The sequence below is a fragment of the Clostridium sp. HV4-5-A1G genome (assembly GCF_900184915.1).
In the GTDB taxonomy this organism is placed as follows: domain Bacteria; phylum Bacillota; class Clostridia; order Clostridiales; family Clostridiaceae; genus Clostridium_B; species Clostridium_B aromativorans.
The window spans coordinates 1-14,952 of sequence record NZ_FXYI02000087.1; the positions used below are offsets into that span (position 1 = coordinate 1).

At 35.0% G+C, this 14,952-nt stretch carries 18 protein-coding genes; 2 read left to right on the forward strand and 16 right to left on the reverse strand.

Annotated elements, in window-relative coordinates; genetic code table 11:
* Positions 1-22: 22 nt before the first annotated feature.
* A complete protein-coding gene (locus J5G60_RS10415) occupies positions 23-469 on the reverse strand; it encodes an RrF2 family transcriptional regulator (protein ID WP_150358302.1) in 447 nt (148 codons plus the stop codon).
* A gap of 329 nt (positions 470-798) precedes the next feature.
* On the opposite strand from J5G60_RS10415, the gene J5G60_RS10420 reads away from it, so the two are divergent.
* Both J5G60_RS10420 and J5G60_RS10425 read left to right on the forward strand, forming a co-directional pair.
* Positions 799-2,670 (forward strand): heavy metal translocating P-type ATPase, encoded by a 1,872-nt coding sequence (locus J5G60_RS10420; protein ID WP_150358301.1) that lies wholly within the window; start codon positions 799-801, stop codon positions 2,668-2,670.
* A gap of 69 nt (positions 2,671-2,739) precedes the next feature.
* Positions 2,740-3,021, forward strand: a complete 282-nt coding sequence (locus J5G60_RS10425) for a metal-sensitive transcriptional regulator (RefSeq protein WP_150358300.1) — start codon at positions 2,740-2,742, stop codon at positions 3,019-3,021.
* 83 nt (positions 3,022-3,104) lie between these two features.
* On the opposite strand, the gene J5G60_RS10430 is transcribed toward J5G60_RS10425, so the two are convergent.
* The 15 genes from J5G60_RS10430 to J5G60_RS10500 all read right to left on the reverse strand — a co-directional run bounded on the left by J5G60_RS10430 (position 3,105) and on the right by J5G60_RS10500 (position 14,808).
* Positions 3,105-3,611 (reverse strand): flavin reductase family protein, encoded by a 507-nt coding sequence (locus J5G60_RS10430; RefSeq protein WP_150358299.1) that lies wholly within the window; start codon positions 3,609-3,611, stop codon positions 3,105-3,107.
* Positions 3,612-3,622: 11 nt separating this feature from the next.
* Positions 3,623-4,396, reverse strand: a complete 774-nt coding sequence (locus J5G60_RS10435; RefSeq protein WP_150358298.1) for a histidinol phosphate phosphatase — start codon at positions 4,394-4,396, stop codon at positions 3,623-3,625.
* Between the two features lie 21 nt (positions 4,397-4,417).
* A complete protein-coding gene (locus tag J5G60_RS10440) occupies positions 4,418-5,335 on the reverse strand; it encodes an AEC family transporter (protein WP_150358297.1) in 918 nt (305 codons plus the stop codon).
* Positions 5,336-5,391: 56 nt separating this feature from the next.
* Positions 5,392-5,979 (reverse strand): hypothetical protein, encoded by a 588-nt coding sequence (locus J5G60_RS10445; protein WP_150358296.1) that lies wholly within the window; start codon positions 5,977-5,979, stop codon positions 5,392-5,394.
* 342 nt (positions 5,980-6,321) lie between these two features.
* On the reverse strand, positions 6,322-6,690 hold the full coding sequence (locus tag J5G60_RS10450) for an HIRAN domain-containing protein (RefSeq protein ID WP_150358295.1): 369 nt from the start codon (positions 6,688-6,690) through the stop codon (positions 6,322-6,324).
* 381 nt (positions 6,691-7,071) lie between these two features.
* Complete coding sequence (gene hisE / locus J5G60_RS10455) at positions 7,072-7,407, reverse strand: phosphoribosyl-ATP diphosphatase (protein ID WP_150358294.1); 336 nt, start codon at positions 7,405-7,407, stop codon at positions 7,072-7,074.
* Positions 7,408-7,428: 21 nt separating this feature from the next.
* On the reverse strand, positions 7,429-7,758 hold the full coding sequence (gene hisI / locus J5G60_RS10460; RefSeq protein ID WP_150358293.1) for a phosphoribosyl-AMP cyclohydrolase: 330 nt from the start codon (positions 7,756-7,758) through the stop codon (positions 7,429-7,431).
* 20 nt (positions 7,759-7,778) lie between these two features.
* Complete coding sequence (hisF, locus tag J5G60_RS10465) at positions 7,779-8,540, reverse strand: imidazole glycerol phosphate synthase subunit HisF (protein ID WP_150358292.1); 762 nt, start codon at positions 8,538-8,540, stop codon at positions 7,779-7,781.
* Positions 8,541-8,543: 3 nt separating this feature from the next.
* Complete coding sequence (gene hisC / locus J5G60_RS10470) at positions 8,544-9,611, reverse strand: histidinol-phosphate transaminase (RefSeq protein ID WP_150358291.1); 1,068 nt, start codon at positions 9,609-9,611, stop codon at positions 8,544-8,546.
* 22 nt (positions 9,612-9,633) lie between these two features.
* Positions 9,634-10,347 carry a 1-(5-phosphoribosyl)-5-[(5-phosphoribosylamino)methylideneamino]imidazole-4-carboxamide isomerase gene (hisA, locus tag J5G60_RS10475; protein ID WP_150358290.1) on the reverse strand — a complete coding sequence of 238 codons (714 nt, stop codon included), beginning with the start codon at positions 10,345-10,347 and terminating at the stop codon, positions 9,634-9,636.
* 26 nt (positions 10,348-10,373) lie between these two features.
* Positions 10,374-10,982, reverse strand: coding sequence for an imidazole glycerol phosphate synthase subunit HisH (gene hisH, locus J5G60_RS10480; protein ID WP_150358289.1), 609 nt, complete (start codon positions 10,980-10,982; stop codon positions 10,374-10,376).
* Positions 10,983-11,038: 56 nt separating this feature from the next.
* Positions 11,039-11,623, reverse strand: a complete 585-nt coding sequence (hisB, locus tag J5G60_RS10485) for an imidazoleglycerol-phosphate dehydratase HisB (RefSeq protein ID WP_150358288.1) — start codon at positions 11,621-11,623, stop codon at positions 11,039-11,041.
* 19 nt (positions 11,624-11,642) lie between these two features.
* The gene (hisD, locus tag J5G60_RS10490) at positions 11,643-12,896 is read right to left on the reverse strand and encodes a histidinol dehydrogenase (RefSeq protein ID WP_442870520.1); all 1,254 of its coding nucleotides are present in this window, start codon (positions 12,894-12,896) and stop codon (positions 11,643-11,645) included.
* Positions 12,897-12,957: 61 nt separating this feature from the next.
* Positions 12,958-13,617, reverse strand: coding sequence for an ATP phosphoribosyltransferase (gene hisG / locus J5G60_RS10495; RefSeq protein ID WP_150358286.1), 660 nt, complete (start codon positions 13,615-13,617; stop codon positions 12,958-12,960).
* Positions 13,618-14,808: an ATP phosphoribosyltransferase regulatory subunit gene (locus J5G60_RS10500; protein ID WP_150358285.1), complete on the reverse strand. Its 1,191-nt coding sequence runs from the start codon at positions 14,806-14,808 to the stop codon at positions 13,618-13,620.
* Positions 14,809-14,952: the final 144 nt, after the last annotated feature.

Here is a 14,952-nt window from a genome sequence, read left to right on the forward strand (position 1 = left end):
AAGTTATATTTTAATAGATTATCTATTTATTTCTTTTATTCTTCTGCTGTATCATTTGATTATAATCATCTACCATATCCTGCAAAGTAGTAAATTTCATAACCTGATCTATGCTCTCCTTAATTTTGCTCCATAAAAGTCTGGTAGCACAACAATCTATCCTGCTGCAAGAACTTTCACTATTTTCATCTATACAATCTGAAATTTCTACAGGACCCTCCAATACTCCCATTATATCAGCTATTGTTATATCTTTAGGTTCTCTATTTAAAATATATCCACCTTGTGCTCCCCTTATACTCTTGATCAAATTGGATTTTCTCAAACTGGAAAATAACTGTTCTAAATAATATTCCGATATGTTTTGTCTTTCTGATATACTCTTTATAGATGAAGGTTCCTCACTATAGTGAATAGCTAAATCCACCATAGCTTTTACACCATATCTTCCTTTTGTAGATAATTTCAAGTAACCACTTCCCATCTACTTTTTAAATACTTTACCTATTGTATTTTTTATATTATCAAATCAGAGTAAAATTGTCAACTATAAACTTCAAGTATTTTTGTCTACTAAACTGACGGATTAAATTCATCCAAATAATTTCTACATGTAGTTGATGGCTGACTGTAGTTGACAAAGAGGATAATTTTTTCTAAAATAATCATATACCACATAGGGGCATATGGCATATTTAAATATCACAGTTCCAACATAAAATTCAGTGGACTCTCAGTACGGCCAAAAAAAAATCTTCATTAATCGTAAATTGATCAAAAGAAAGGTGGAACTTCATTATGTATGTTATTGATAAGTTTCGAGAGAAAGAAGAATTTCGTACATTATGTCTAACAATACTATCAGGAATAGTTTTAATTATAAGTTTTTTTAAATTGATTCCGCAATTACCCTTTGATGCAGCCTGGATCGCCATTATCATAAGTGGAATTCCCATAGTTTTTGGGGCCACCAAAGGACTGATTACAGAATTTGATGTTACCGCTGATCTTCTAGTGGCAATTGCACTAATAGCTGCACTTATAATAGGCCAATATTTTGCTGCCGGAGAAGTCGCTTTCATCATGCAGCTGGGCACAGTGTTAGAGGATGTTACAGCAGATAGATCTCATAAAAGCCTGCAGTCACTTATAAAACTCACACCTCAAAAAGCATGTCTGCACAGTTTAAACGGTGATAGAGAAATATTGGTATCAGAAGTTAAAAAGGGTGATATTCTCTTAGTTCGTCCCGGTGAGTCTATTCCCGTTGACGGCAGAATACTCAGTGGAAACACTTCAATTGACCAATCAATCATGACCGGTGAATCCGTTCCCGTTGACAAAACAGCTGGAGATGAAGTATATCAGGGTACCATAAACCAACAGGGTGCTATAGAAATTAAAGCCATCAATGTAGGTGATGACTCCTCCCTTAAAAAGATGATCCATCTAGTAAAACAAGCTGAAGAAAACAAGGCACCCATCGTCCGTATTGCAGATAAATGGGCCCGTATTCTCGTTCCAATTGCCCTAGGCTGCTCTATATTGATCTTGATTATTACAAAGGATATTCACAGAGCAGTTACAGCATTGGTTGTCTTTTGCCCCTGCTCACTGATACTTGCCACTCCTACTGCCATAATGGCTGCAATTGGAAATGCCACAAAAAAGGGAATACTTATTAAATCAGGTTCTGCAGTAGAAACTGCCGCAAAACTCGATACCATAGTTATGGATAAAACAGGAACACTTACTTATGGCAAACTTCAAGTAGAGGATATTGTAATATTTGACCAAAATATAAGTAAGACAGATTTTATAAAACTGATTGCCAGTACAGAAAAATTTTCTGAACATCCATTGGGAAAAGCCGTTGTTGCATACAGCCAAAGTCATAACATTACTCCAGAGGATCCTGAATCCTTTGCAATGGAGGCTGGGAAAGGTATTTCTGCAACAATTTGTGGGCACAAACTCTCAATCGGTATGAAAATTATTGGACAAGAGCTTATAAATAGTTCTCCAAGAGCCTTGGAGTTTATTGAACAGACTCAAAAATATGGAAAGACCGTTTTACCCGTTGCTTTAGATGGAAAAATTGCAGGAATTATAACCATTGCAGATACTCTTCGAAAAGAGGCTAAAAGCACAATTTCAGATTTAAAAAAAGCTGGTATATCACATATGATCATGCTAACAGGAGACAATCAAACCGTTGCCAATTCTATTGGACAATCCATAAACATGACAGACATATTTGCTTCCCAGCTTCCTGGAGACAAATCCGCTACAATAAAAAAATTAATAGAAGAGGGGTATTCTGTAGGCATGCTGGGAGATGGAGTAAATGACGCCCCAGCTTTAGCCACAGCTTCTGTAGGTATTGTCATGGGTGCCATAGGCTCAGATGTGGCCATTGAAGCCGCAGATATCGCTTTGATGAGCGACGATATAAGCAAGCTTCCCTTTTTAATAAGGCTCTGTCGTAAAACCAGGAGCCGCATTATTTTTAACATCATCATCTCCATGTGCATCAACTTTTTCGCCATTATCCTCGCGGGTTTTGGCATTTTAAATCCTGTGACAGCAGCACTTGTTCATAACTGCGGTTCAGTATTTGTAGTTGTAAATTCCGCCCTGCTGCTCACATATAAAGAGGAGATCAGTTGATTATCTTCAAAATTAAAATTTGCATTTTTGCTATAATTTTTATAGTATAATTTAAAAGGAGTGGATCTCATGCCTGATTATCAACATCACGATATAAAGAAACTATGTCAGAGAATCAATAGAATTCAGGGGCAGTTAAATGGCATATGCAAGATGCTGGAAAATGACAAACCCTGTGACGAAATTATCATTCAGCTCAATTCTGCAAAAGCAGCTTTACAAAAAATCAGCCAAATTGTATTAGAAGATCATCTCGATCACTGTGTTCTTGACGCACTTCGCAGTAAAGACAGAGAACCTCAAATCGACAGCCTGAAACGTGCTTTAAATCAATATACAAAGATGATTTAAAAATTCAACGGAAAACTCAGTGCAGCCATAAGAAGTTACAGTTGAAAACTTCTTATGGCTGCATTGTTAAACTATTTTCAGGCTTATTGTGCTTCATAACAATTTACTATTTCTCCATAATAAATTGTATGATAATCCCCCGTATTACTGCCGCCGTAGCAATCTGAATCCACATCTTCAGATAAAAACTTTTTATCCATATCCCTTTTATATACAACCTTGCATTCATAATATATATTACATCCACCCATTACAGGGCTGCTCACGCTTTTACCCGGAACTGCTTTCAAATTGCACTCTTTAAATTTGTCTATATCTCTTCCTGATTTTGTCCCGCATATTGAAAATGCTTTTTTCATGCTGTCATCAAAACATACACTTACAGTAAAATTTCCACTTTTTTCTATGAATTCTCTTGTATACCTGGATTCTCTCACAAGGACAGTAAAAACAGGTTTCCTCCATATAATACCAATACTCCCCCATCCTATAGTCATGGTATTTATTCTATCATCGTACTTACTTGTTAGAAAAGCTCTTCCTTTTCCTATACTCTCAATAGTCTGCTCCATATTATGTGTAAATTCCATAATTAACCCTCCTATAAGTTTTTATCATATTCCTTCGACCTATTTTTAAAATATACAATTTTTAGATTGCAGAGTTCAGCAATTTCCACTGCATCTTTAAAATTTATTCCTATAGCAGAAGGATCATGGGCATCAGATCCTATAGTTATGTACTTTCCTCCCAGTTCTTCAAACCTTCTGTATATATCAATCATACTTTTTATTGAACTGTAATTGCCAAGTCTTCTGGTATTTAGCTCCAGACATATTCCTTTTTCTATAAGTCTTTTTAATATCTCATCTATTATATCCGAAAAGCTGTTGTAATACAACTCACTGTCCTCATATTTGGCATATCTAGCTATGTAATCAATGTGTCCCAAACTATCTATAAAGTCAAAATAATTCAGATTATCGAACATAACCTGGAGATACTTGAGATAAGCTTCCTTTTTGGTCTTTCCTTTATAATAATCAGGATAATATAAATCCATATTGTCAATTAGATGTATGGAGCCTATTACATAATCAAACGAATTGTCCTCTATAAGCTTTTTACTCTCTTTTACACAGTCCTCTTTCATTCCAAGCTCTATCCCCAGAAGCAAATCATCCTTTCTCCACTTGAAATATTCCTGGAAGTATCTATTTACGTCAAAGCAGAACAAACCCTTTTTAGGAAAATTGATATCCATATGCTCAGTTATTATAAGGGACACACAATTTTCCTCCGCATATTTCTCAGCAGATTCTATCTTCATGTCTGAATCCGTAGAAAAAGTAGTATGTACATGTGTATCAAACAATATACCATCTCCTATAAACTTTTAAATTATATATTTTAGAAACAATGTCACTGCTGGAATGGTGAACATCGACATTATGGTGCTCATGAATATAATTCTGGCTGCCAGTTCTGTATCTGCTCTGTATTTCTGTGCAAATACAGAAGCTACAACTGCCGCAGGCATGGCTTCAATTATAGCACATATCTGAATTATCAAATTATCTGTATGTAATATTTTCAACAGTAAAACTGTAAAAATAGGTACTAATATCAGCCTTAAAAAACATCCATAATACACTAAAACTCCTGAAAATATATCCTTCAATTTTACTTCCGCCAGCATAGCTCCAACTAAGATCATCGAAAGTGGAGTAGTCATAGCTCCCACCGCACTTGCCGCAGTATATAAAGTATATGGCATTTTTATAGAAAATAAAAACATCAAAAAACCAATTACTGTTGCAATTATTGCTGGATTTAAAACCACCTCTTTTGTTGTCTTTAAGTCACTTTTTTCAGTATATATCATAATTCCCACACTAAACATAAAAATATTGTATGGTATGTTGAATATGGCTGCATAAAATATACCTATTTTCCCGAATATGCCTTCAAGAACAGGATATCCCATGAACCCGCTGTTGGAAAATATAATTATAAATCTCAAGACCTTTTTAGCATTATCCTTGTTTTTAAAGGTCAACAATTTGCTAAAAAGTATAAGGCCTATCTGAAGGATTGCAGCATATATAAATATATCTTCTGCATTTTTTACCATTTTTTCCGAATAACTATAATTAAAAGAAGTCAGCACCATAGCCGGCAGAGTTACCTTCAGTAAAAAATCCGATAGACTTCCCACCGTCTCTTTAGTTATTATATCTTTTTTTCTCGCAAACACCCCCACCATCATCATAAGTGATAATATTATTACTTCATTTACTACCTTAACGTCCAATAATGCTCCCCCTAATTTTTATTCCCTTAAAAGTGAAAATTCATATTAAATCAATCTCATTCTAAATCAATATACATGCACCTATCCGCATGTTTACAGATTAAATCAGATATCTTCTCTACATTTTGGGGGACATTTCCACTCAATATGCTAAGTGCCATTTCTCTATTTTCCTCCAAAAACTGAAATAAATTTAAAATTATATAATCTCTTATCCGGAAATACAGATAATCCTCTTCCATAGATGCAATTCTTTCATTTAAATCTTCTATGGAACTGTATCTTTCTATAAAATCAAGCTCATCCCTATTTAGTTTATCTTCATTTTCAAAAATTATCTTATTCCCCATTATTTCCGTTTTAGATTCTCTTTCAATATTTTCTATAGTCCTGCCAATTTCATCTGTATCAGGTATTTTTTCATCCCTTGCCCATTTTTCTATAACTTTCAGCTGTTTTTCCCAAAGCCTTTTTATGGATACAATGTCAGCTTTCAAAGCCAATGCATAATTTTCACTTTCTTTTGCAGCTTTCCTCCTGGCTTCCAACGTGCTGTACACACTTTTATGCCAGTAATTTTTTGCTTGAAATATAGGCCTGGCAGATACCTCCACCAGTTCAGACAAAAGTTCAGATTTATCCATCTCATATCCCACCTTCAATCTTAAAGTACAAAGTGCAGATATCAAATATCAAATAATGATAATTTCCTGTATGACCTAGAATCCACCAAAATTGATATTTGGGTTCTGAACTTTGATATTTAAATATTACCTTAATATTATAATCCATTATACAAAAAATTTGAACGCAGTTCCTATTAAATATCCTTATAATTTTACATCATAAAGTGGAATTCAAAAAAAGTTAGAGATAACAGCTTTGACTTATTAAGCTAGATAAATTTGTTACTGCCTAAAATATGCATAATAGAATAATAGAAACGAGACAAGCATGTGTGAGATGAAATAGATATTTTCTACGCCTTATTTCATGTTCTTCAGTTTTTCGACCATTTCCTGTATTTCTTCTTCTTTTAAATTTTCTCCCACTTCATCCGGTGATAGAACAAGTGCAATCACACTGGAATGGGTGATAAAACAAACCTGTGCATAGGCATAATCTCCTATAGAGTCATACAACCTTCCAGAGCTAATTGTTCCCCTAAAAACGGTACTGGGACTGTTGGCAACATAACCAACCGTGCCAATATAGGGAAGTTCTACACGTATTGCCTCTTGGTCATATTCATTTTCAGGTTCTTTTACAATCTTCAGTATACGACCAACTTCAAAGGGTCTTTTATCATAATAATGATTCAGCCCTGTAATTGTAATAAAATAATTTCCCTCCATATAACCATCCCCTCTTAATCTAAAGTACAAAGTGCAGATATCAAATAATGCTGATTTTAGATACGACTGAAAATTCATTAAAATTGATATTTAAACTTTGATATTTGAATATGCTCTAAATAAGTTCATCTAAGCCTGGAATATAAAAAATCACCCTATACAATTATGTAATCACAATGTCATGTTTTTAGCAATAGTTTTATAAAATCTGAAATCTTCTTTGACAGTTCATCTCTTGAATAATAATCAAGCAGGCAAGTTCCACTCAATATATTTAAATACTTTACCATATTGGAATTAAATTTTGAATTATAATAATGTAAAATATCTTTTCTAATAATAAATAAAGGCCAGAGCATAAAAATCTCTGGCAGAAGAATACTAATGTATTCCTTCCATTATTTTTCTTTCAGGTTTTTTATTACATATTTTCTGTCTTCTCTTTTCAAGTTCTTCAGTTATATCTTTAAGATCTACCTTTTGATTTGACATCAAAACTAAAAGATGATATACGAGATCACATATTTCATAGACCTCTTCCTGCTTATCATTATTCTTGCTGGCAATTATCACTTCAGAAGCTTCTTCCCCCACTTTTTTAAGTATCTTGTCAATTCCCTCTCTAAATAGATAACTCGTATAGGAACCCTCTATGGGATTTTCTTTTCTGTCTTCTATAACACCGCATAATTCCTCTAATATTTTTTGCAATTCCATTAAAATACACACTCCTTTTTCTCAATATAATTTTCTATAAAAACAGCTTCTTTTTCCCGTATGACAAGCTGCTCCTATTTGTTTAACTTCTATTAATATAGTGTCATAATCACAATCCAGTTTTACACTTTTTACATACTGATAATGTCCTGAAGTTTCGCCCTTATTCCAGAGCTTATTTCTGGATCTGCTCCAAAACCAGGTCTTGCCTGTTTCAACGGTCTTATTTAAGGACTCCCTATTCATATACGCCAGCATAAGCACTTCTCCATTTTCAAAATCCTGAACAATCGCTGGTACAAGCCCTCCTGCTTTTTTAAAATCTATGTTATTTAGAATCTCTGCATTCATTTATTATCACCCTTTTAACTTCAGAATCTAACGGGAATGTTCATTGTCTTAAGATACTGTTTTACCTCCCTTACGGTAAGTTCTCCATAGTGAAACAGTGAAGCCGCCAGAGCCGCATCTGCACCTGTATCATTAAAGACATCGTAAAAATCCTTTAGAGATCCGCATCCCCCGGAGGCTATTACAGGAATATTCACAGTTTTGCATACAGTTTTGGTAAGTTCTATATCATATCCCTTCTTAGTACCATCTGCATCCATGCTTGTCAAAAGTATTTCCCCGGCTCCCAAATGCTCTGCCTTTCTAATCCATTCTACAGCATCCATTCCAGTATTTCTTCTGCCGCCTTCTACAAATACATCCCATCCCTCTCCACTATCTCTCTTCTTTGCATCCACTGCCACCACCACACATTGGGAACCAAATTTATCTGCTGCTTCATATATCAATTTTGGATCTTTTACGGCAGAAGAGTTTATGGAAATTTTATCTGCTCCTGCCCTAAGTATATTTTTAAAATCATCTATTCCGGATATTCCCCCTCCTACTGTAAGGGGAATAAATACTTTTTCAGCTGTCCTCTCCACCAGATCTATTATGGTCTTTCTTTTTTCATAAGTAGCCGTAATATCCAAAAACACTATTTCATCTGCTCCCTGTCTGTTATAGTGTTCAGCTATTTCCACAGGATCTCCTACATCCTGTAAATCTACAAAATTTATTCCCTTGACAACTTTGCCCATGTTCACATCCAGACAGGGTACTATTCTTTTGGTAAGCAAATCCTACACTCCCTTCCCAATAATTTCTCTGATCTTTTCTATAAAAATATCCATATCTTCATCTGAACCTATGCTTACCCTCATATAATTATCTATTCTATCTTTGTCAAAATATCTTACAAGAACACCTTTTTCTCTTAATTTCATAAAAAGTTCTCTGGCGGCATATAGCGGGTGGGTTATAAATATGAAATTGGACTTTGAAGGTACGACCTTAAATCCCAGCTTCCTCAGTTTTTTTACCGTTGACTCTCTGGTATTTATTATTTTCTCAACACATTTCTTAAAATAATCTTCATCCTCCAGGGCAGCTATTGCCGCTGCATTGGAAACTCTGTTTACAGTATAAGAATTAAAGGAATTTTTTATTCTATTGAGTCCATCTATAAGTTCTTCCTGACCCAATGCAAATCCCACCCGAAGTCCAGCCAGCGAACGGGACTTGGATAAAGTCCGTACTACCAGCAGGTTGGGATAATCCTTTATAAGACCAATCACGGAATTTCCTCCAAAATCCACATAGGCTTCATCTATTATAACTACTTTATCCCCATTGTTTTTCAAAATCTCCTTGATTCTTTCAGTTTCAAGGCACTTTCCCGTGGGAGCATTTGGATTTGGAAGCACTATTCCTCCATTTGGTTTCAAAAATTCTTCCACTGGAATCGAAAAATCTTCATTCAATGCCGCCAATCTGCACTTTATGCCGTATAAATTGGCATACACCGGATAAAAACTATAGCTTATATCCGGGAATACTATAGCTTCATCTTTGTCAAAGAATGTTAAAAACGACATGGCCAAAACTTCGTCAGATCCGTTACCAACAAAAACCTGGGATTTATTCAAGCCGTAATAACTTGAAATAGTTTCTCTCAATTTATCACAGCTGGGATCTGGATACAATCTAATGTCTCCATCCGCTGCATTTCTTATGGCATTCAATACCTTCGGTGATGGCGCATAGGGACTTTCATTGGTATTTAATTTTACATATTTTTTATCCTTAGGCTGTTCACCGCATACATATGGTTCTACATTTCTTGTAATTTTACTCCAGTATTTACTCATGACTTATCACCTTCTACTAATTTTATTTGCACAGCTTTATAGCTTTTTTCAAATCTATATTCCCAGCATATATGGCTTTACCTGTAATAGCTCCATATATGCCCATCTTATTTATACTCTGCAAATCCTCTATATTTTTAATTCCACCAGAAGCTATTATTTTGCAGCTAACGGCATCTTGAATCCTGGAAAGCTGTTCCAAATTAGGCCCTCCCAGTGTTCCGTCCTTACTTATATCCGTAAATATGATTGTTTCAACTCCTATATCTTCCATCTGCTTTGCAAAATCTGTATACTTTACAGTGCTTATATTCATCCAGCCGTTTATTGCAACTTTCCCATCCTTTGCATCTATGCCTACAGCTATCTTTTTTCCATATTTTTTTACTGCCTCTTTCACAAAGCCGGGATCATTCAGGGCAGCAGTCCCTAGTATTATTCTTGATATTCCTAGCTGTACAAGCTTTTCTACAGTATTTAGATTTCTTATTCCTCCCCCAAGCTCCACTGGAACTTGAGATGCTTTCACCACTTTTGATATAGTTTCTGCATTTTTTATTTTTCCATCAAGAGCCCCATCCAAATCTACCATGTGGATATATTCTGACCCGGCTTTTTTAAAACTCAACGCTACTTTTACCGGATCTTCTCCCACTATTTCTGATCTTTCAAATTTCCCCTGATATAATCTGACACATTTACCATTCCTCAAATCTATTGCCGGAAGTATCAACATATAAAATGCCTCCTCAAATCTCTAACTTAAACTGTCATCTTTATAAAGTTTTTCAATATTCTGATGCCAACATCACCGCTTTTTTCCGGATGAAATTGAGTCCCATAAACATTGTTTTTATTTACCACAGCTGGTATATCTACCTGGCCATAAATACTATAAGCACTCAAGTTTTCCTTTGATTTCAATTTTCCGTAATAAGAATGTACAAAATACACATAGCTGTTTTCAGGAACACCTTTCAAAATTTTGCACTGCTTTTCAGTAATTAAATTATTCCAGCCCATATGAGGTATTTTTATATCTCCATATAATTTCACTATTTTACCTGATATCAATCCAAGCCCATCACATTCTTCTATTTCCTCTCCACTATCAAATAGGAGCTGCATGCCAAGGCATATACCTATAAAGGGTTTTCCGCTTTTTGCCTGTTTTTTTAAAACTTTATCCAGATTCCTCTTTTTTAAATTTTTCATGGCTTCAGGAAAAGCACCTACTCCTGGAAGTATGACTCCACTGCTGTCCTCTATGTCTCTTCCTTCTGAAGTTATCCTACTATCTGCTCCTATATATCTAAGTGCTTTTTGAACACTTTTTAAATTTCCCATACCATAATCTACAATACAGATCAATTTTAAACACCACCTTTACACAATTCACAATTTTGAACTCTTATATTTAAATGAAATCACAGACTGCCTTTTGTAGACATTATCCCTTTTATGCTGTCATCTATAGATGCCGCTTCCCTAAAAGCATGTGCAAAGGCTTTAAATATTCCCTCTATCATATGGTGGGTGTTTTTTCCATAGAACACTTTCACATGAAGTGTCATCTCTGCGTTAAAGGCCAGTGCTCTAAAGAATTCTTCTACAAGCTCTGTATCCATCTGACCTACTTTTTCAGTATTGAAATCGGCATCAAATACCAAATAAGGTCTTCCACTTAAATCTACAGATACCATGGATAGGCTTTCATCCATGGGTACAAAAAATGTACCATACCTTTTTATATTTCTTTTATTCCCCAGAGCTTCCTTTATACATTTTCCCATAACAATTCCCGTATCTTCCAGCGTATGATGAAAATCCACATTCAGATCTCCCTTTGCCAATATATCCAGATCTGTCATTCCATGCTTTGCTACCATAGAGAGCATATGATTAAAAAAGCCTACACCTGTATCTATCTGACACCTTCCATTCCCATCTAGATCTATTTTTACCTGTATGTCCGTTTCATAGGTCTTTCTAGAAAACTCTCCTATTCTCATAAAAACACACTCCTCATCGTCATTTCATCCTGACATTTATAGAATTGGCATGAGCTGTAAGTCCCTCTGCCTCTGCAAGCTTTACAATTTTATCCCCTATCTCTAAAAGCGACTTCTGAGAGTAATAGGTGAAACTGAATTTTTTTATAAAATCATCTACAGAAAGAGGTGAAAAGAATCTAGCTGTTCCGCTTGTAGGAAGCACATGATTTGGACCTGCCATGTAGTCTCCCAGAGGCTCTGGTGAAAATTTTCCCATGAATACCGAACCTGCATTTTTTATTTTTCCCAATACCGGGAATGGATCTTCTATACATAGTTCTAAATGTTCAGGTGCTATTCCATTAGCTAAATTCACGCCCTTTTCTATGCTGTCCACTATAAATATTGCCCCTCGATTTTTCAAAGACTGTATTATGATGTCTTTTCTTTTTAAATATTTAATTTGTTTTAAAAGTTCCCTTTTTACCTCAGCAGCCAATTTCTCAGAAGTTACAGCCAGTACCGCCGATGCAAGTACATCATGTTCTGCCTGGGACATTAAATCTGCTGCCAGATAGGAGGGATTTGCCGTTTCATCTGCAATTATCAGTATCTCGCTCGGACCTGCTATCATATCAATATCAACAAAGCCATATACACTTTTTTTAGCCATGGCTACATATATATTTCCCGGTCCCACTATCTTATCCACTTTACAAATTGTTCCAGTGCCGAAAGCCAATGCACCTACGGCCTGAGCTCCTCCCACTTTGTAAATTTTATCCACCCCGGCTAAATCTGCAGCAACCAAAATTTTAGGATTTATAGTTCCATCTTCTAAAGGAGGTGTAACCATAGTTATATCTTTAACCCCTGCCACTTTAGCAGGAAGGGCATTCATGAGTACAGATGATGGATAAGCAGCTGTACCCCCAGGCACATATATACCCACTTTCTCCAGGGGTCTAACTTGCTGACCTAACATTATCCCATTGTCTTTAGTAACCATCCATGAATTCCTCTTTTGCTTTTCATGAAAAAAAATTATATTCTGAGCTGCTGTTTTCAACGCTTCTATAAATTCATTATCTGTCATTTCATAGGCATTTTCTATTTCCCGATCTGTTACTAAAATATTGTCTCTGCCTACTTTTTTGCTGTCAAATTTGTTTGTATATTTTACAAGTGCTTCATCTCCATTTTTTCTCACATCTTCCAATATATCATTGACTGCTGCAATTGCACTTTGTTGATTTTTCTCCTCTTTATTTCTGAAATTGCTTAGATACATTCTGCCATCTTCTGTATTTGCAAATATTGTATTTATAATATCATCTTCCATGATATTCCTCCTAACTTAAAGCTTTTTCCCGTGCAGTAATTTGCATTTGAACCTTATCTATTATTGTCTGTATCTCACTTTTTTTCATCTTCATACTAGCTACATTAACCACCATTCTAGCACTTATGTTACATATGTCCTGATAAATAACGAGCCCATTTTCTTTTAATGTATTGCCTGTTTCAACTATGTCAACTATGGCATCTGCAAGTCCCAATATAGGAGCCAATTCCACAGAACCCTCTATTTTTATGATTTCAACATCTTGTCCTAATTTTCTAAAATAATCTCTAGCCACATTCGGATACTTAGTTGCAATTTTCTTCCTATTGTAACCGGAATAAAAATTGGAATTTCTGGGTCCAGCCAGAGAAAACTTACAGCACCCGAACCCTAAATCCAGCACTTCATAAAAATTTTTATTCTGTTCAAGCAGAGTATCTTTTCCAACTATCCCTATATCAACTACTCCATGCTCTACATATGTGAGCACATCCGGTGCCTTCACTAGAACAAAATCTATATTGTCCTTATAATTGTGAAATATGAGCTTTCTTCCCTTATTCATGATTTCACTGCAATCTATATGTGCCTTTTGAAATATGTTCACTGCTTCCTTTTCAATTCTTCCCTTGGTTAAAGCTATCCTTATTTTCTTGACATTCACCATTTAAATTTTTCCATCCCCTATTTTAATAAATTTCATATTATTTTTATCAGCATATTCCACTGCTTTATTTTCATCGTCAAAAAGACTCATCTCTGCAATTATTCCGCTCCTCCTAAGTTCCTGAGCCTTTTTATAAGCTTTTTTAAAATCTTTTTTATCATAATGTACCAGTACTTTCTCATATACTTTTCCATAGAATATTTCATTATACTTAAGGGCAGCAATTACTCCATCCACGTCTATGGCAAATCCTGTAGCAGGCTCATCGTCTCCAAATTGGCCTACCAAATTATCATACCTTCCCCCACTCAATATATTCCCTCCAAAACCATGAGTATAACCCCTGAATATTATTCCAGTATAGTAATCTATATGATGGACCATGCCTAAATCTACGGACAGATACTCCTGAAGCCCTATGCTTTTTACAATCTCATACACTTTCCCAATATCCCCAAGGCATTCTAAAGCATTTTTATTATCGGTAAGCTCATATGCCCTCTCAATTGTCTCTATACCACCAAAAAGCCTTGGCAGTTCACTTAGAATATTAAAAGAGTCCTCATTAAATTTATCCTCATTTGTATGTAATACCTCATTTAACGCTGTAAAATTCTTCATGTCTATACTTTTTCTCAGTTTTTCCCTCTCCACATCATCTATATTTAGCTGATCTACCAAAGCTTTAAACAGCTTAGCATGGCCAATTTCCACCTTGAAATTCTTAAGTCCGCAATTTAACAGACAAACTATTCCAGTTATTATGACCTCTGCATCTGCAGCAGTATTATCTGTTCCTATGATTTCAATTCCTGACTGGGTTATCTCGCTATTTTTACCCTTTAAACTTTCATTAGCCCTGTACACATTTGAATTGTAGCATAACCTAAGGGGATGAGCTACTTCCCTTAATTTTGTCCCCGCAATTCTAGCAATGGGTGTGGTCATATCAGCCCTCAATGCCAAGATTCTTCCTTGACTATCAATCAATTTATATATTTTTTCTTGAGGTAATATGGAATTGTTCCCATTAAAAGTATCATAGAATTCCAAAGTTGGAGATTTTACCTCCATAAATCCGCTGGACACATATGTTTTCCTCAATATATTTTCTATATCTATTTTTTTGCTGCATTCTTCGAATAAAATATCCTTTGTTCCATCAGGTATATATTTTTTCCAATTGGTCATAGAGTTCACTTCCTTATTTTATCATGCTAATGCTTTAATTCAGTGCAGTAATAAATTAATCATTGTTTTTATTTTACCAGTTAGTTTGTAAAATAGCAATACAAATAAAAAACTTATAGCAAAAATTTATAAATAAATTTATTT

Bases quoted from the DNA above. Each gene is read 5' to 3' on its own strand.
- J5G60_RS10420 (WP_150358301.1), top strand. From the start codon at position 799: ATGTATGTTATTGATAAGTTTCGAGAGAAAGAAGAATTTCGTACATTA.
- J5G60_RS10425 (WP_150358300.1), top strand. From the start codon at position 2,740: ATGCCTGATTATCAACATCACGATATAAAGAAACTATGTCAGAGAATC.
- J5G60_RS10430 (WP_150358299.1), bottom strand. From the start codon at position 3,611: ATGGAATTTACACATAATATGGAGCAGACTATTGAGAGTATAGGAAAA.
- J5G60_RS10445 (WP_150358296.1), bottom strand. From the start codon at position 5,979: ATGGATAAATCTGAACTTTTGTCTGAACTGGTGGAGGTATCTGCCAGG.
- J5G60_RS10450 (WP_150358295.1), bottom strand. From the start codon at position 6,690: ATGGAGGGAAATTATTTTATTACAATTACAGGGCTGAATCATTATTAT.
- hisE (WP_150358294.1), bottom strand. From the start codon at position 7,407: ATGGAATTGCAAAAAATATTAGAGGAATTATGCGGTGTTATAGAAGAC.
- hisI (WP_150358293.1), bottom strand. From the start codon at position 7,758: ATGAATGCAGAGATTCTAAATAACATAGATTTTAAAAAAGCAGGAGGG.
- hisC (WP_150358291.1), bottom strand. From the start codon at position 9,611: ATGAGTAAATACTGGAGTAAAATTACAAGAAATGTAGAACCATATGTA.
- hisA (WP_150358290.1), bottom strand. From the start codon at position 10,347: ATGTTGATACTTCCGGCAATAGATTTGAGGAATGGTAAATGTGTCAGA.
- hisB (WP_150358288.1), bottom strand. From the start codon at position 11,623: ATGAGAATAGGAGAGTTTTCTAGAAAGACCTATGAAACGGACATACAG.
- hisD (WP_442870520.1), bottom strand. From the start codon at position 12,896: ATGTATCTAAGCAATTTCAGAAATAAAGAGGAGAAAAATCAACAAAGT.
- hisG (WP_150358286.1), bottom strand. From the start codon at position 13,617: ATGGTGAATGTCAAGAAAATAAGGATAGCTTTAACCAAGGGAAGAATT.
- J5G60_RS10500 (WP_150358285.1), bottom strand. From the start codon at position 14,808: ATGACCAATTGGAAAAAATATATACCTGATGGAACAAAGGATATTTTA.